Genomic DNA, 16,747 nt, shown 5'->3' on the forward strand with positions numbered 1-16,747 from the left:
TAATCAACTCCTCAAGCCAAAGAAAAAATCAGGCAACCAATTGCTCCATGGAAAAAATAGGTAACAGGGTTGCCAATACTATAAATAATACCACAGCGCCCATCAGCAGGATAACCAGGGGTTCAAGCAGCGTCAGGGCCGTGTCGATCAGACGTTGCACTTCATTGTCCAGATGGTGGGCCGCGCGTTCCATCATGGTGGCAATCTGGCCGCTTTTTTCGCCGCTGGCGATTAAGTGAGTGGCCATGGGGCTTAGGAAATGAGTGTCCTTTAAGGCCTGATGAATGGCAGTCCCTTCCCGAACGCGGGCAGTGGCTGCATCAAAGGCGGTGCGCATGACAAGATTGGTCACCAGGCTTGCAGAGACGCGCATGGTTTCGAGTACGCTGACCCCGGCTGCGAAAAGAATACCAAAGGTGTGGATGTAGCGTGCCACATTCACTGAGCGAACCAGGTAAGAGCTGACCGGGAGTTTAAGTAAAAGACGGTGCCAGAGCATACGGATTTTTACGTTTTTAAGGCTTCTTTTAAACCCGATAAAAGCGAGTATTATGGCGCCGGCCAGGAGGAGTCCGTACGCTTTAATAAAATCGCTCATGTTGATCAATACTTTTGTCATGGCGGGCAGCGATTGACCGCTTGAAGTGAATACCTCAATGATTTTAGGTACAACAAAGGCCAATAGAAAGCTGATGATGGCGGCGGAAACCAGGATCATCAATGTCGGATAAATGAGGGCCTGCTGTACTTTTTGACGGGTACCCTGTTGATTTTCGGTGTAATCCGCAAGCTTCTCAAGAACAATGTCAAGACGACCGGTTTGTTCGCCGGCAGCCACTGTGGCACGGTACAATTCAGGAAAAGCCTGGGGAAATTCATTCATGGATTGAGCCAGGCCGTAACCTTCGAGTACTTTGGAGCGTACCCCAATGATTAAGGCTCGGACTTTATCTTTTTCCGTTTGTTCGCTGACGCCGCGCAAAGACTCTTCAACCGGAATGCCTGCTGCGAGCAGGGTGGCCAGCTGGCGGGTAAACAAGGACAAATCCTGAGCAGAAATTTTGGCTGAATGACGGGTTTGTTTCTGCCTGGCCTGCGTCTGGATTTGCACCGGAATAAGGCCCTGATCGCGGAGCAGCTGCCGGGCATGGCGTTCCGAATCGGCCTCAATAATGCCTTTATTGGTCCCTCCGGATTTGGTTAAAGCCTGATATTGATAAGCGCCCATGATCACCACAAAAGAATACGTCAAAGCAGTTTAATCTATTGGGTTTAATCTGTCACTGCGGTACACTTTTGGCTTGAAGTCAATCCTGGAGAAAATAATGGGCGATAATTTGATTTTAAAGGCAATAAAAGAACATGATGCTAAATTTATTGACCTTCGTTTCACGGACACGCGAGGCAAAGAACAACACATTACGCTTCCAGTATCGGCCATTGATGATGATTTCATAGAGAATGGCAAGATGTTTGATGGTTCCTCCATCAAGGGTTGGCAAAAAATACATCAATCCGATCTGGCGCTGATGCCTGATTTGGACACCATACTTCCCGATCCGTTTTATCAGGACAGCACCCTTATCGTCCGTTGCAATGTTGTTGATCCACAGACCATGTTGGGGTATGACCGTGATCCCCGCTCGCTGGCGATGCGTGCTGAAAAATATTTAATTTCGACCCGTATTGCGGATGTCGCTTACATCGGGCCTGAGCCTGAATTTTTCCTTTTTGATGATGTTCGATGGGAAACGTCCATGAGCGGTTCATTCTATAAGATTGACTCTTCCGAAGCCCAATGGAATTCCGGCAAGGTGTTTGAAGGCGGCAACATCGGTCATCGTCCAAGCATCAAAGGGGGCTATTTCCCAGTCCCTCCGGTGGATTCTTCACAGGATATCCGCTCAGCCATTTGCTTAACGCTTGAAGCCCTGGGCATTCCGGTTGAAGCGCATCATCATGAAGTCGCGACCGGCAACCAATGTGAAGTGGCGACGCGGTTTGACACGGTTACCCGTAAAGCCGATCAATTGCAGGTTTTGAAATACGTCATTCACAATGTGGCACATAATTACGGTAAGACGGCCACCTTTATGCCCAAGCCTCTAGTGGGTGATAACGGCAGCGGCATGCACTGCCACATGTCCCTCGCCAAAGACGGTGTTAACCTTTTTGCGGGTGAGCAGTATGCGGGCTTATCTGAAACGGCGCTGTTTTTTATTGGGGGAATTATTAAACATGCCCGCGCCTTGAATGCGTTCACCAACCCATCAACCAACAGCTACAAACGTCTGGTTCCTGGTTTTGAGGCTCCCGTGCTGTTGGCTTACTCCGCTCGTAACCGATCTGCGGCCATCCGTATTCCCCATGTGAATAATCCCAAGGGACGCCGTATCGAAGTCCGTTTCCCCGATCCGACAGCCAATCCCTACCTGGCTTTCTCGGCAATGGTCATGGCCGGCATTGATGGTATTCAGAAAAAAATTCACCCGGGTCAACCCATGGACAAGGATTTGTATGATTTACCGCCCGAAGAGCTGGTGGATATTCCTACCGTATGCGGTTCATTAGAGCAAGCCGTCGACTACCTCCGCCAGGATCACGAGTTTCTGCTGCAGGGGGATGTGTTCAGTCGTGATTTTATCAATAGCTACATTCAATTGCGGGAAGCCGAAATTTCACAGGTAAGAAGCTTGGTTCATCCGTTTGAATTCGAGCTTTATTACAGTTTATAAGGAAATGAATAAGGAAATGCGATGCGAACATTCGGCTATTTAATTTGCATGATTTTGGCTGTGGGATCCTTACATGCCGAGATTTACAAGTGGACAGACAGTGAGGGGAATGTCCATTTCAGTGATCAACCCCATCAGGGGTCTGAAGAAATTAATTTGCCCGCATCGCAGACCTTTACCCCGCCGGCACAAAACAACAATGCTCCGCCTCCTGACAAAGCGCAGGCGAACGATGCTGAAAGAGGGTACAAGGTTCTTCGCATTGCTCAACCGATTGATGAGGCGACCATCCGTAACAGCCAAGGGTATGTTCCCGTGATTGTAGAAATTTCCCCGGAATTAAAGTCCGGTGATAAACTACAGATACTCTATGATGGTGAGCCTTTGGGCGAGCCCCAGGCGACCACGGTCTTCGCCTTGAATGATGTGAAGCGCGGTTCCCATACGATCGCGGTACAGGCCGTGGATGAGGAAGGGAATGTGCTAAGCACCAGTGAAATGATCACCGTCTTCATGCATCGGCCCAGAGTGGGCATGGTGCCGCAAACCAAGCCTAAAAATACCGCCAACTAACCCTTGAAAAAGGGTGTTTCATCCCTATATAGAGCTTATTCGCGATTGGCTTGTGAAAACAGGCCAATCGCTTTTCAGTGGACTCAGTTACGACTCAGTGGAGATTGACAAAGATGGCGCAAAAGCAACAAACAATGGGATTTCAAACCGAAGTCAAACAAATGCTGCATTTGGTTGTGCATTCGCTCTATAGCAACAAAGAGATTTTCTTAAGGGAGTTGATCTCCAACAGTTCGGATGCGCTCGATAAACTTCGTTTTCTTGCCTTGTCCAATTCCGCGCTCTATGAAAATGATTCGGATTTACGCATTACCGTTGAACACAACGAAAAATTGAAAACCATCACCATTAAAGACAATGGCATCGGCATGAGCTGGGATGAGGCTGTTGAGAATCTCGGAACCATTGCCAAATCAGGAACGAAAGAATTTTTAAGCCACATGACCGGTGATAACGCCAAGGATTCACATTTAATTGGTCAGTTTGGCGTTGGATTTTATTCCGCCTTTATTGTAGCGGATAAAGTGACTGTCAAAAGCCGCCGTGCCGGCTTAAGTGCTGAGGAAGGGATTGTCTGGGAGTCAAAAGGCGACGGGGAATTTACTATTGCTCAGGAAAAACGCAACGAACGCGGCACTGAAATTACGCTTAATCTTAAAGACGAAGAAAGCGAATTCCTGAGTGACTGGCGGATTCGCAGCATCATCAGCAAATACTCTGATCACATTTGCTGGCCCATTTCAATGAAAAAGATGGCGGATGAAGAGGGTAAGGAAAGCAGCGACTTTGAAACGGTGAACAAGGCGACCGCGTTATGGACTCAGCAAAAATCAGAAATCAGCGACGAGGATTATAAAGCCTTATACAAACACATTTCCCATGATTATCAGGACCCATTAACCTGGTCCCATAACCATGTGGAGGGTAAGCAGGATTACATCAGTCTGTTGTACATTCCATCGCATGCCCCCTTTGATCTCTGGCAGCAGGAGATGAAGCATGGTTTAAAATTGTACGTCAAACGCGTTTTTATTCTCGATGACGCAGCCCAGTTTTTACCGCGTTACCTGCGATTTGTAAAAGGTATTATTGATGCCAGTGATTTGCCTTTGAACGTTTCGCGAGAAATTCTGCAGGACAATAAACAGGTGGAAGCCATTAAGTCAGCTTCAACCAAGCGCGTATTGTCCATGCTTGAGAAATTAAGTACACAGGATCCGGAAAGCTATCAGAAGTTCTGGAATGAATTCGGACTGGTGATGAAAGAAGGACCGGTGGAAGATTTTGCCAACCGTGAAACCATTGCCAAACTGTTGCGCTTTACATCCACGCACCGCGATTCTGAAAAACAGGACGTCACCTTAATGGATTATGTGTCACGGATGAAGGAAGGGCAGGATAAAATCTATTACATTACTGCCTCAAGTTATAATGCAGCCAAACATAGCCCGCACCTTGAAATTTTTAAGAAAAAAGGCATTGAAGTGCTGCTGTTGAGCGATCGAATTGATGAGTGGCTGGTTGGTTATTTAAGCGAGTTTGAGGGTAAAAAACTGCAATCCATCAGCAAGGGTAAAATTGATCTTGATCAAGAAGAATCACCGGAAGTTAAAGAAAAAGAAGAGTCGTTAGCGCCGATGCTCAAGCACATCAAAGAGGTCCTGGGTGAGCGGGTTAAAGACGTGGCCCTGACCCACCGTCTCACGGATTCACCAGCCTGCGTTGTGGCAGATGATCAGGACATGGGATTGGAAATGCAGCGAATACTTCAGGCTGCAGGCCAACAGGTGCCCATGACCAAGCCAATTTTTGAAATTAACCCTGAGCACGCTCTGGTTAAACGCCTGCACAGCCTCAATGATGATGAGCAGTTCGCAGAATGGGTTATTGTACTTTTCGAGCAGGCCGTTCTTGCCGAAGGCGGGCAACTGGATAATCCGGCCGATTTCGTAAGCCGTGTGAACAAATTATTGGTCACGGCCTAAAAAGCTGTCGGAACTGGTGCTAAGCTGGCTCCGACAGGGTGTGAATAAAAAAGGCTCGTTAAACGAGCCTTTTCTTTTTGCATTGTTTTTTTATTCGTCTGTTAAGCGAAAATATTTTGTACCAAAATAACGCTGTAATTTTTTTCTGATTGTGCCACGACTGATGCCCAGCATTTTGGCGGCTTGCAGTTGATTGCCACGGCGTTTCTCCATGACAGCTTGTAAAAGAGGGGGTTCAACTTCAGAGAGAATCATGTCATAAAGATCATCAATGTTTTTGCTTTTATTTTCTGCAAGAAAACGTGAGACTAAATTGTAAACCAAATCCTGCAAGCCTTGCTCTTGTTTAACACTTTGAGTAGTCGCTTGTGTATCAATGACATTCATCGTAACTTCCTTATTTTAGTTAAATCATTATCCAATTACTTCCGATCTCCTCGAAAGCAAAATTAATTGTACATGAAGGCTAATTGATAATCTAGATTTCAGCGAGGGATTACGCTGGCAAAATCAAAGCGATTTGCTCTCATTGTGATGTCAAAATGGGTGTGGGGGAACGCTCAACATCCTTCCCTTTTTAGGTTATAGTTTAATTGTCACATCAATAGGGATATATCATGACAAATCGAGATAATCTGTCTGTTAACGTTCGTCAGGAGCTTCACCGCAATTGGGGTTGGTTACTTGCGCTGGGTATTTTATTTGTTCTGCTTGGGGTCATTGGCCTTGGAATGGTTGTTGGTCTCACCTTAGCCAGTGTGCTTCTCATAGGCGTTTTATTGATTGTCGGCGGTGTCATTCAAGTCGTCGATTCCTTCAAATGCCGGGGCTGGAAAGCCTTCATATGGCACCTTCTGATTGCGCTCTTTTATATTCTTGCCGGCGGCCTCATGATTTATGATCCCGTCCTTGCCTCTGTGGTGATTACGGCCATGATTGCCTGGTTGCTTATCATTATTGGTATAGCGCGTTGCATTATGGCCTTTTCTATACGAGAGTCCACAGGCTGGTATTGGTTGTTATTGGCAGGAATTGCCGCCTTAATTTTAGGGATTCTGATTTTGGTGCAATGGCCAATGAGCGGTTTTTGGGTGATTGGTTTATTTATTGCGATTGAAATGTTAATTAACGGTTGGTCTTATATTTTCCTGGCCTTAGCCATGCGCAGGATTTAGGCTCACTTAAAGGATTGTCCTCTTAGTGTACTATAATTAAAGAGTATAAACATTTCTTTTACACCTTCCAAAGACTGTTATCACATTATACCTGTTCAATTGCCGCATGAATCATGCGGCTTTCTCTGCATGCAATCGAGGAATTACGATGTCGACCTATACTGCGACAATTTATTTTGATGAATTTGAAATAATTAAGCATTCTGGAAATGATCTGGAATCTCTTTTTGTCTGGATGTTAACGCAGGCACAAGGAAAATTCGGCAACTTAAGCGGCAAAATTACTAATAACAGAACAAAGATAATCGAAAAAGAATTTCGTATTGCCGCGCACGAGTAGCTGTGTTTTTTTATGTGCAGCTCTAATCTGTACTGATGAATCAAAAATTATAAATCGTTCACCATCCTCAATTACCTATCAACTTAAAAGCACAGAAACTTCTTTTCCCTGCAGTAATTCGAGCAGACGCTGTCTCGGTTTTGCAGACTGATGAATACTGCGTACGCAGTGGTTGCGCATTATCTGAGCATGTCTATAATTTAAATAAGTTGTTCAGCAGGGAGGCTTTGTTTAGAGGTATTCATCATGGCAATCAAGATTGGCAGCAAAGCTGTCAATGTATTAAATGGTGGCGCAGGAAATGATTTTCTGCTTTGTTTTTTTGGTACAAATACGCTCAATGGTGGTGCGGGAAACGACAGTCTGTTCGGTGGTTCTGGCAAGGATACACTCCGAGGCGGCGCAGGATCCGATCGTATTTATGCAGGATCGGGTAACGACACCATCATTCATGATGTTGTTCATGATCAAGGCAAGTTCGATATCTATGACGGCGGTCGGGGTATTGACACCCTCATTCTTGAGGTTTCTCAAAGTTTTCTGGCACGTGCCGATGTCCAAACTGCGCTCAATGCCGTAACCAGCAAAGCCTTGCCTGCCGGAACCCAATTCTCTTTTGGAGGGTACGTCCCGGGATGGAATTTGACTATCAAGGGCATTGAAAAACTGGTGATAAAAATAAAAGGCGTGCCGGTTTCTCCGAGCATCGCCATCGATGACGTCATCAATACGCAGGAGGATACACCCTTTGTCATTCCGGCAGCGCAATTGTTGGCGAATGACAAAGGGGGTAATGCCATTCTGAGCGTTGATTACACCGGTTCGGGGAATTTAACTTTTAGCAATGGTGTTATTACCTATGTGCCTGTGAATAACTACCACGGAACGGATACGTTCAAATACACTATCGCCAATGGCCTGGGAGGCACGAGTGTTGCTACAGTAACGCTTCACGTCAACTCCGTTAATGATGAACCCATCGCTGTTGATGATGGGTTTTCAACCAGCGGAGAACTTGTTATTTCGACCAATGACCTCTTGACCAATGACACGGATGCGGATGGCGATAGTTTATCGATTACCGATATAACGGGAGGGAATGGCACTATAGAACTTTTGCGGGATGCAACGGGTGCGATTACTGGTGTGAAGTATATCCCAACCTCCTCTTTTAGTGGACAAACAACAATGACCTACACGTTGACGGATGGTCATACTGACGCACAGGGAACAATCCTGATTAACGTGACGTCCTCTAACAATGGCAATTCTGGCGGCGGAGATGACAATGGTTCTGGTCCAGGGAATGGAGGCAACAATGGAAGTGGAGACGATGGTTCAGCTCCCGGCGGTGGAAGTAATAATGGCAATGGAAATGATGGTTCAGCCACATCCGGCAGCGGCGTGAACACCGGGAACGATGGTTCAGCCACAGCCGGTAGCGGTGTGAACACCGGAAGCGATGGTTCAGCCACAGCCGGCAGCGGTGTGAACACTGGGAACGATGGTTCAGCCACATCCGGCAGCGGCGTGAACACCGGGAACGATGGTTCAGCCACAGCCGGTAGCGGTGTGAACACCGGAGGCGATGGTACCGCTACCGCGGGGACTGCCGTGAGCACTACCGCGGGCACTGCTGTGAGCACTGGAAGTGATGGTACCGCTACCGCGGGGACTGCCGTGAGTACTACCGCGGGCAATGCGGTGAGCACTGGAAGTGATGGTACCGCTACCGCGGGGACTGCCGTGAGCACTACCGCGGGCACTGCGGTGAGCACTGGAAGTGATGGTACCGCTACCGCGGGGACTGCCGTGAGCACTACCGCGGGCACTGCGGTGAGCACTGGAAGTGATGGTACCGCTACCGCGGGGACTGCCGTGAGCACTACCGCGGGCACTGCCGTGAGCACTGGAAGTGATGGTACCGCTACAGTCGACAGCGGCGTAAGTATCGGAAGTGTTGCTACCGCGAACACTACACTCACGACAGGTAACACAACAACGATCAGTGTATCTGATACCGCGTCGGTTACCACGGGAACGCTGACAACGAGTACCGATGCAGTTATTTCTCAGGTTATCACAGGCTATGCGGTGACTGATGAGACGCAATGGCAGGTTGGCAGTGCCCTGGATAGCAGCAGCAATGACGAGTTAGGCGTTCTCGGTGTATACACGGTTCATGATGAGTTATGGGCAGGATAGGTCGGCTAATCCATTCACAGGGATCGTGGGTGTCTAAACAAAGAGGGGATTAGACACCCGAGTATAATAAGACAGTTTCTGATCACAATTCAGAAATTATTGCTTAGTATAGACACAAGAAACGACTTCCTTGCCTTCCGGAGATTGCGAAGTGAGGGTCATTGACAGTTGATTGTCTTTAACCGCCAGGGTGCCTTCTTCATAGCCCATCATATTGAAATCAAATGCGGGTGAGCGCAAAACATACACCACTTTCAACAACAGCGCTGAATAATCCTGTTGCCATTCCATGACGGTGTGCATAAAAACAGTAGCTGTCTGCTCGGAAAGAGCATGTGTTTCTAATGTCTCGGTTGAGAAGTGCAACCCATCGATGGTCAGGCCAAAATCATCATTGGCGATAACCAGTGTATCCTTGTCCTCGTCGTTGTCGCACTGACCCACCCAGGTTCCAGCAAAGTCAGCGAGGTGTTTGTCGCCTTCGTTGTCTCTGACCTGTTGAACGGATTTTAAGGATTTTTGAACGGGTGCTGGAATAAATTTGTGGAAAAAAGTTGCAGAAAATAATGGATTACAAATGACCAAACCGCCTGCAATCAGCATTGCAGTAAATGACTTCTTGCCCATAACGACTCCCTTGGTTATTTTGCCAGAGCATTTTAGCAAAATGCTTTTTATTGTCAATTATTCAATAAGTTATAGCGGAATAAATCAGAATGATTCGCTTGGAATGCCGTTGTCAGGCGGTAGATTTAACCCCTGGTTTGGTGATTTGTTGTAAACGATTTAAACTAAGCGTACGGGGGTATGCAAGGCAGTGATTGTGGATGAGTCGATGGAACAATTTGAGCAGGCCTTAATCAATGCCGGCACTGTTTCGGCATGCGATGACGCCTTAAGGCATTTTTTAGCAAAGAGAGGGATCACCACGTTTTCCTTTACTTATTACGCCTACAATCCTGTCGCGGTCAATCAGTTAAAATACGACACGTGCTCCGCCAACTTTAAATCCTGGCATGATCATTACCTCGCAGAAAATTACAACAACATTGACAATACCCTGCGCTATACCTATAACAATCAATTGCCGGTGTATTGGAACTTACAGCAGCAATTGCGGCAGGCCACGTCCGACTCCGAGCGGCAAATGCGTCTTGATTCCATTGCCTTTGGCGCAGAATGCGGCTTGTCCATTCCCATCCACGGTGCCCATAATAATTTTGCCATTTTGCTGCTGGTTCAAATGCAGGGCCAACAGTGTGGTCTTGAGCAACCGAATCGCCACTATGAATTCATGGTGGCCGCCCAACTTTATTACCATTACCTGCAGACGCATTTGTTTGAACAGGTCAGCGAGCAACAAAGTTTTAAACTCACGCAACGCGAAATTCAGTGCCTGCTGTTAATCGCCCGTCAATACTCTGTACGGGAAATGGCTCAGGCCCTGGAATTAACCGAAAGAACAATCAATTTTCATATTCAGAAACTGAATAAGAAGCTTGGCGTTAAAAACAAATACCAGGCTTTGTCCAAAGCCATGACCCTGCAGTTGTTGCCCCTTTAATACCCCTGTCAGAAATGACAGTGATCAAAAGCGCTCCTTTGAGGGTAAAATTTAGGCAGTTATAACCAAGGGGCGATTATGAATCCATTTAAAAAGTTGTTAGTGACTGCGATCAGTGTGCTTCCTGTCTATGCGCATGCTGATTTAACCCTGTATACCACCAGTTGGTCCATGTATGGGCAGAACCCCTATGAGTACGATGGTGCCTACAAAAACAATCAGCCTTATGGGCAACTGAAATACGTCAGTAACCCGGACATGGTAGCTCAATTCAACAAAGCCGATGTGGTTGTCTGGAGTTTTATGCAGGTGTGGAATTCCAATGATCCTGAGCAGGCCAAATACGCTATTCCAAAACGCTGGGATGGCTTGATGCACTTTGACGACTTGTGGGCTGAGTTGCCGCTCGAAGGCTCCTGGATAAGCAATCTTCCTCCGGAAACCAAAGCGTTCCTCACCTTCTGTAAAGCGAATGAAGGCGCCTGTTCCGCGGTCCAGACCAATGGCAATACGGGCGCAAAAGAGTTGTTTAATTACACCGACCAAAAAGGGGTAGGGCAACTTAACAGTTTTGGCGCTTTTATCAATTCCAATAAATTCACGGCCAAACGCATCATTGCCATCGGCGGGGCCAATACGCCCGAGAACAAAGCCGTCAGCACCGCGACTTATGACGCTATTTTTGCCAACCAGGATAAATTTTTAAATCAATTAAGCGCCTGGATGACGAATTTTAAAAACTTAAAAGGCGTCGACTACGATTTTGAGCCACCCATTGACTTACAGACGGGCGGTCAGCTGCCACCGGATTCACGCACATTAAGCGATTACAAAAAACTGTTTAACCTCATTAAAGCCAGCCGAAGTAAATTAGGCAAGGACGCGTACATCTCAGTCACGATCACCGTCAATAAAGACTACTTAACCGCCATCGATCAATCGGTGGAGGGTGGATGGTTTAAAACGATAGCGCCTTACGTCAACAGCGTAAATTTAATGACGTATGATTTGCATGGCCCCTGGGGGCATGACAGCGACCCCTACACCGCCTTGCATGCGTACCTCATACAGCCGCAAAGCCAGCACAAGGATGAATTTGCCATCAATTACGGGACGGATGAAATCACACGTCAGGTCCTGTCGTTTGGTATGCCGAAAGACAAACTCCAGGTTGGTATCGCTGCCTATGGGCGAGGCTATGCCGGGGTTGAAGCAGGTGAGAATGTCAGTCAGCCAGGATTTGAACAACCCTGGACAGGGGCAAGTCATTTTCCCGCAGCCTACAGCAATCAGGATGGCATGGTACCGTATAACAGCATTGATAAACTCATTAAGGACTTCGGTTATCAAACGTATTCAGTCAATGCAGAAGACGAGGAAGGCAATTCGGTGGTGGCTGGCGCCTACCTTTACAGTGACAAGGCAAAACAATTCGTCGGGTATCAGTCGCCTGAGACCGTCAAGGCCTTGTGTACATTCGTCAAGAAAACGCAACTGAAGGGAGCCATTATGTGGAGTGCGGACACCGATTTATCCGTCTTTAACCCCAATAGTCTCGTGGCTGTATACAAACAGAATTGTCAATAAGATCATCCCCGCGCTCTATACCCATAGAGCGCATGATCCCCTATTTTGAGATGGTTTGATTCACTGTCCAGGGGGATTTATCTTCCAGAAGTTTGATGACTGCTCCTATAGCCACCGGCTTTGAAAAATAAAAACCCTGAACCTTGTCGCATTGATGTTGATTTAAAAACTGAATTTGATGTTCGGCTTCAACACATTCGGCCACAACGGACAGACCAATGGCATGAGACAGGTTAATGATGGAGCTGACGATGTCGGAGTCCACCTTGTCTCCTGGGACGTTCTTAATCAGAGTCGGGTCGAGTTTCAGGGTATCCAGAGGCAGTTGCCGCAGGTAATTCAATGATGAAAAGCCTACTCCAAAATCATCCAGTGTGATCGATACGCCCATTTCTTTAAGCTGCAGAATAATTCGCTCACTGTTTTCCATGCTGCGGATAAGTGAATTTTCGGTGATTTCAAACTCAAGCTGTTTGGCGGCTACCTGGGTTTTTTGAATGATGTTTTGCACCGTCTGAATAAAATCATATTCTTCCAACTGCTGAGATGAAAAATTCACGGCTAGCTTGATGGGGTGGTTGTATTTTTTAATGCTGTGCAGGAATTGTCTGTATTCCATGCAGGCGAGTTCAAATGCCCTCTCGCCAACGGGTTTGATAAGCCCGGTTTCTTCGGCGACAGGCAGGAATTGATTAGGGTAGAGTATCCCGCCGTCATGGGACGGCAGGCGCAACAATGCTTCGATGCTGACCATGCGTCCGGTGCGTAAATCGTATTGCGGTTGGTAGTGCAGAATCAATTTGTCCTGCTCCAGTGCTTCGCGTAATAGATTTTCAATGTCCAGCTTATCCTGCAGACGATGCACCATGTCATAATTAAAAAACTGGTAGTTGTTGCGTCCCGCTTTTTTGGCACAATACATGGCAATGTCAGCATGCTTGATTAAAGCCTGCTCATCGGTGCCGTCATCCGGCCAGATACTGATGCCGATACTTCCCGTGACAAACAATTTGTGTTCTTCAATCGTCACGGGTTCATTGAGTTTTCTTAAAATCCGTTTGGCGACTTTGGTGGCCCCCACACTGTCAGTAACCCGTTTTAACATGATAATGAATTCATCCCCGCCCAATCGCGTGGCAATATCACCGGCCTGAATGACATTGCTGATGCGTTTGGCAATGATTTGTAAAAGCATGTCGCCAATTTTATGCCCCAAGGCATCATTGATTAATTTGAAGCGATCCAAATCGAGGAATAACACGGCCAGCTTGGTTTGTCCGGCGGTATTGCTGAGCCAGTCCTTCATGCTCGACAATAATTGCTGGCGATTGGCGAGACCGGTTAATGGATCATAGTAGGCGATTTGCTCAAGCTCGATGTTTTTTTGCTCTAATTTGTTTCTGGCCATGCGAAGATTAATCAAGTTATTAATTCGGGCCTTGAGTTCCTCGGCGGCAAAGGGTTTGGTAATGTAATCCTGAACGCCGCTGCGCAGTAATTTCAAGCGGAATTCTTCATCGTTTTTAGCCGTGAGAAGAATCACAGGCGTATCAGCCAAGTCGATCCTCTGGCGAAGGTTTTCAATTAATTCTTCACCGCTCATCCGAGGCATCATGGCATCGGATAAAATCAAATCCGGCTTGTGGGCTACGGCTTTATTAAACCCTTCCAGCCCATCCGTGGCGGGGATCACGTGAAAATCAGTGGATAATACCTCCGCAATGAAACGATTCATGTCAATATTGTCTTCAACGACAAGCACCGTCGGTTTTTCTGTCATATTGATTTGGACTTCGGCTGTTTCTGTGGGTTTAGCCACGGGTTTCAATGACAACACGGTGGATTTACTCATCTCATCCAATGCGGGATCGTAGCTGTCTAAGGACGCGCGGCCAACCGATACGCCTGCAGGTGCGCTTAAGGGCAATTCCACAATGAATTCCGCCCCACCCGCTTTGGATTCTTTGACAAACACCTTTCCTTTCTGCAGTTCAACAAAATCTTTGACAATGGCGAGACCTAAGCCGGTACCGCCGTGTTTGCGTGTCTCGCCGCCTTCGACCTGGCTGAAGCGCTCAAAAATGACTTCATAGAGTTCCTTGGGAATGCCCGGGCCGTTATCGCACACGCTGATGATGGCTTTGTGATCATCGTGGGTTACCTTGCAGACAATCAAGCCATGAGCAGGCACAAATTTAAACGCATTGGATAAAAGATTAAGGAGGATATGCTGCACTTTTTCCGCATCAATTTCAGCAATCAGAATAGGCGGGCTTTGGACGTTAAAATGAATGCCTTTGTCTTCTGCGAGGCTGTTAAAATTCTCGGCAATGACGCGCACCAGTTTGGCCAGATTGATTTCCTGATAATTAAGCACCATTTTTCCGGCGTCCAGTTTGGCAATATTGAGCAAATCATTCACGTGTTTTAACAGGATATGCGCATTGTTGCTGATGATTTCCATGGGTTTGTGCATGGACAAGGGCAGGGAGGGGTCCTTTTTCATTTTCTCAAGGGGTCCCAATATCAGCGACAGCGGGGTACGCAGTTCATGACTCATGTTAGCGAAAAACTGCGTTTTTAACTGATTTAATTCTTTAAGCTGCCTGTACAACACCTCCTGCTGGGTTTTCTTTTGTTCGAGTTCTTTGATCGCTGCTCGTAATTGCTTATTGGCTTCCTGAATTTCCTGGGCTCTTAAAAAAATTTCCATCTGCATGCGTTCCGTACGGCTACGCAGTTCCTCGGTCAGTTTATTTTGCTCGGTTCCTGCCTGTTGCAGGTGGATAAATTCGGTAACATCCTTGACGCGATGGATGATGTAGAGCAGTTCATTGTCTTGATTGACTACCGGCACATTCATTGGACTCCAGTACCGTTCTTCAAACGCGTCCCCCTCTGCCTCGGGTATCCGGATATCGTATTTTTGTACCGCCATGGTGTCTGGGGATTTGGTTTGTAGAACCCGTTGCAACGAAGCGCGAAGGTTATTGACGCCGGTGGGGCTGGGCTCATTGGGATTATCCGGGAATACATCAAAGATATAGCGGCCAAGGATTTGCTCTCGGGTCACCAGCGTGGCTTTCAGATAGGCATCGCTTGCGGCAATAATATGAAGCGCATTGTTCAGAACCAGATATAAGTCGGGGGTGGATTCAAACAAGACTTTAAAATCAAGCGGTTCTTTCAAATGATTTGACATCGTGCAACTCCTCCGTGAGTTTAAGCAACGCCAATGTACGCTTAGGCTTTTGAGTCTGACTTAAGCAGAATTACCTCTCTATATAATAGCCTTTTTTTAGTGAAAGAGGGGATAAAATGCCCAAAAAATGACGAACAAAGGGTTTTTTTATGCTTCCCATGCTAAAAATGATTATATTTAGGCCTTATGCACCGTTAAAAGGCGAAAACCCATAAAAAACCTAAGGGAATTAAATCGACAATTCTTCTTTAATCAACTCATCAATGGATAAGTCTGCCTGCTCACTGGATAACTCGCGCTTTAAAACCTGAAGACGGTGCACCATGGCCCCAGCCATGTCATGATCATGCAATAAGTCGTCAATGAGGCGCGCAAGCTGGGTTGGATTGCAATCATATTGCAATAATTCAGGTACGATCATTTGATTTTTTAACAGATTACACAGCCCTAAGTATTTTACCTTTATCAATTTGGTGGCCGCGATGTAGGTTAACAAGGACGCTTTGTAGATGATGCACATGGGTTTAGCCAACAAAGCGCATTCCAGAGAAGCGGTGCCGGACGCCACGACCACACAATCACTGCAGGCTGCTGCATCAATTGCCTGGCCTTCAATAAAGGAGACAGGTACCTGGCTATGGGTAAAATACGAACGAATCAAGGATGCATCGATGGTGGCCGCGATCGGGATGACGAAATGAACATTACTAAACTGTCTACAAAGCTGCTCAGCGGTCTTTAAAAGCACGGGCATGTGCCGGTCGATTTCATTGCGGCGGCTGCCTGGAAGTAACGCAATCAGACGCTTATCAAGTGGTAAATTCAAGGACATTCTGACCGATGCCAGGTTGTCGTAGAGAGGTATTTTATTGACCAGCGGGTGGCCGACAAACGAGACGGTTACATTTTCCTGTTGATAAAGGCTCTTTTCAAAGGGCAAGATGACCGCCATGTGGTCAACGCATTCCCGGATAGTGTGGATGCGATTGGCCTTCCAGGCCCAGATTTGCGGACTGATGTAATAAACAATGCGTAAGCCCAACACCCGCTTGGCAAAGCGGGCCAGGCGCAAATTAAACCCGGGGTAATCAATGAGAATAAGCAAATCGGGCTGAACCGTTTGCAGGTGGTTTTTGATTAATTTCCACGCCTTTTTGATAACCATGAAATGGCGTACCACTTCCGTAATGCCGGTGACGCCGAAACTGGCTAAATCGCTAATCACATTGACCCCGGCCTGCTGCATGTGGCGGCCGCCTATGCCGCTCAATTCAAGCGTGGGATCCCAGGCAAGAAGCTTGGAGGCAAGGGTCGCGGCATGGGCATCCCCTGACTCCTCGCCGGCAACAATGACAACCTTTTTAGGCTGTGGATTATTCAT

At 47.0% G+C, this 16,747-nt stretch carries 13 protein-coding genes; 8 read left to right on the forward strand and 5 right to left on the reverse strand.

Features of this window, described 5'->3' with window-relative positions:
• Nucleotides 1–28: 28 nt before the first annotated feature.
• Nucleotides 29–1,228, reverse strand: a complete 1,200-nt coding sequence (gene lspF / locus DYE45_RS07530; protein ID WP_115300702.1) for a GspF family T2SS innner membrane protein variant LspF — start codon at nt 1,226–1,228, stop codon at nt 29–31.
• A 97-nt stretch (nt 1,229–1,325) separates the two neighbouring features.
• On the opposite strand from lspF, the gene glnA reads away from it, so the two are divergent.
• The 3 genes from glnA to htpG all read left to right on the forward strand — a co-directional run bounded on the left by glnA (nt 1,326) and on the right by htpG (nt 5,293).
• Nucleotides 1,326–2,735: a type I glutamate--ammonia ligase gene (glnA, locus tag DYE45_RS07535; RefSeq protein WP_108291540.1), complete on the forward strand. Its 1,410-nt coding sequence runs from the start codon at nt 1,326–1,328 to the stop codon at nt 2,733–2,735.
• A 21-nt stretch (nt 2,736–2,756) separates the two neighbouring features.
• Nucleotides 2,757–3,308, forward strand: a complete 552-nt coding sequence (locus DYE45_RS07540; RefSeq protein WP_108291538.1) for a DUF4124 domain-containing protein — start codon at nt 2,757–2,759, stop codon at nt 3,306–3,308.
• Between the two features lie 113 nt (nt 3,309–3,421).
• On the forward strand, nt 3,422–5,293 hold the full coding sequence (gene htpG, locus DYE45_RS07545) for a molecular chaperone HtpG (protein ID WP_115300703.1): 1,872 nt from the start codon (nt 3,422–3,424) through the stop codon (nt 5,291–5,293).
• Between the two features lie 90 nt (nt 5,294–5,383).
• Here htpG and DYE45_RS07550 read toward each other — a convergent pair whose 3' ends face one another.
• Entirely contained in the window at nt 5,384–5,680 is a 297-nt protein-coding gene (locus tag DYE45_RS07550; protein WP_058526311.1) for a helix-turn-helix domain-containing protein, read from the reverse strand.
• A 230-nt stretch (nt 5,681–5,910) separates the two neighbouring features.
• Here DYE45_RS07550 and DYE45_RS07555 point away from each other — a divergent pair, with 230 nt between their 5' ends.
• The 3 genes from DYE45_RS07555 (at nt 5,911) to DYE45_RS07570 (ending at nt 9,013) form a co-directional block, all read left to right on the forward strand.
• Entirely contained in the window at nt 5,911–6,468 is a 558-nt protein-coding gene (locus tag DYE45_RS07555) for an HdeD family acid-resistance protein (protein ID WP_115300704.1), read from the forward strand.
• A 148-nt stretch (nt 6,469–6,616) separates the two neighbouring features.
• Nucleotides 6,617–6,808 carry a hypothetical protein gene (locus tag DYE45_RS07560; protein ID WP_058526313.1) on the forward strand — a complete coding sequence of 64 codons (192 nt, stop codon included), beginning with the start codon at nt 6,617–6,619 and terminating at the stop codon, nt 6,806–6,808.
• A gap of 246 nt (nt 6,809–7,054) precedes the next feature.
• Nucleotides 7,055–9,013 (forward strand): beta strand repeat-containing protein, encoded by a 1,959-nt coding sequence (locus tag DYE45_RS07570; RefSeq protein WP_160160698.1) that lies wholly within the window; start codon nt 7,055–7,057, stop codon nt 9,011–9,013.
• 96 nt (nt 9,014–9,109) lie between these two features.
• On the opposite strand, the gene DYE45_RS07575 is transcribed toward DYE45_RS07570, so the two are convergent.
• Nucleotides 9,110–9,640: a hypothetical protein gene (locus DYE45_RS07575; protein WP_108291530.1), complete on the reverse strand. Its 531-nt coding sequence runs from the start codon at nt 9,638–9,640 to the stop codon at nt 9,110–9,112.
• Between the two features lie 196 nt (nt 9,641–9,836).
• Here DYE45_RS07575 and DYE45_RS07580 point away from each other — a divergent pair, with 196 nt between their 5' ends.
• Nucleotides 9,837–10,577 carry a helix-turn-helix transcriptional regulator gene (locus tag DYE45_RS07580; RefSeq protein ID WP_242602637.1) on the forward strand — a complete coding sequence of 247 codons (741 nt, stop codon included), beginning with the start codon at nt 9,837–9,839 and terminating at the stop codon, nt 10,575–10,577.
• A 78-nt stretch (nt 10,578–10,655) separates the two neighbouring features.
• Nucleotides 10,656–12,164 carry a glycosyl hydrolase family 18 protein gene (locus DYE45_RS07585; RefSeq protein WP_108291526.1) on the forward strand — a complete coding sequence of 503 codons (1,509 nt, stop codon included), beginning with the start codon at nt 10,656–10,658 and terminating at the stop codon, nt 12,162–12,164.
• Nucleotides 12,165–12,204: 40 nt separating this feature from the next.
• Here the strand turns inward: DYE45_RS07585 and DYE45_RS07590 are convergent, their stop codons facing one another.
• Both DYE45_RS07590 and lpxB read right to left on the reverse strand, forming a co-directional pair.
• A complete protein-coding gene (locus DYE45_RS07590) occupies nt 12,205–15,366 on the reverse strand; it encodes an EAL domain-containing protein (RefSeq protein ID WP_115300706.1) in 3,162 nt (1,053 codons plus the stop codon).
• A gap of 229 nt (nt 15,367–15,595) precedes the next feature.
• Nucleotides 15,596–16,747 (reverse strand): lipid-A-disaccharide synthase, encoded by a 1,152-nt coding sequence (gene lpxB, locus DYE45_RS07595; protein WP_115300707.1) that lies wholly within the window; start codon nt 16,745–16,747, stop codon nt 15,596–15,598.

The organism is Legionella taurinensis (assembly GCF_900452865.1).
Taxonomy (GTDB): Bacteria; Pseudomonadota; Gammaproteobacteria; order Legionellales; family Legionellaceae; genus Legionella_C; species Legionella_C taurinensis.

Coding starts and splice junctions, on each gene's coding strand:
- lspF (WP_115300702.1), bottom strand. CDS start 1,228: ATGGGCGCTTATCAATATCAGGCTTTAACCAAATCCGGAGGGACCAAT.
- glnA (WP_108291540.1), top strand. CDS start 1,326: ATGGGCGATAATTTGATTTTAAAGGCAATAAAAGAACATGATGCTAAA.
- DYE45_RS07540 (WP_108291538.1), top strand. CDS start 2,757: ATGCGAACATTCGGCTATTTAATTTGCATGATTTTGGCTGTGGGATCC.
- htpG (WP_115300703.1), top strand. CDS start 3,422: ATGGCGCAAAAGCAACAAACAATGGGATTTCAAACCGAAGTCAAACAA.
- DYE45_RS07550 (WP_058526311.1), bottom strand. CDS start 5,680: ATGAATGTCATTGATACACAAGCGACTACTCAAAGTGTTAAACAAGAG.
- DYE45_RS07555 (WP_115300704.1), top strand. CDS start 5,911: ATGACAAATCGAGATAATCTGTCTGTTAACGTTCGTCAGGAGCTTCAC.
- DYE45_RS07560 (WP_058526313.1), top strand. CDS start 6,617: ATGTCGACCTATACTGCGACAATTTATTTTGATGAATTTGAAATAATT.
- DYE45_RS07570 (WP_160160698.1), top strand. CDS start 7,055: ATGGCAATCAAGATTGGCAGCAAAGCTGTCAATGTATTAAATGGTGGC.
- DYE45_RS07575 (WP_108291530.1), bottom strand. CDS start 9,640: ATGGGCAAGAAGTCATTTACTGCAATGCTGATTGCAGGCGGTTTGGTC.
- DYE45_RS07585 (WP_108291526.1), top strand. CDS start 10,656: ATGAATCCATTTAAAAAGTTGTTAGTGACTGCGATCAGTGTGCTTCCT.
- DYE45_RS07590 (WP_115300706.1), bottom strand. CDS start 15,366: ATGTCAAATCATTTGAAAGAACCGCTTGATTTTAAAGTCTTGTTTGAA.
- lpxB (WP_115300707.1), bottom strand. CDS start 16,747: ATGAATAATCCACAGCCTAAAAAGGTTGTCATTGTTGCCGGCGAGGAG.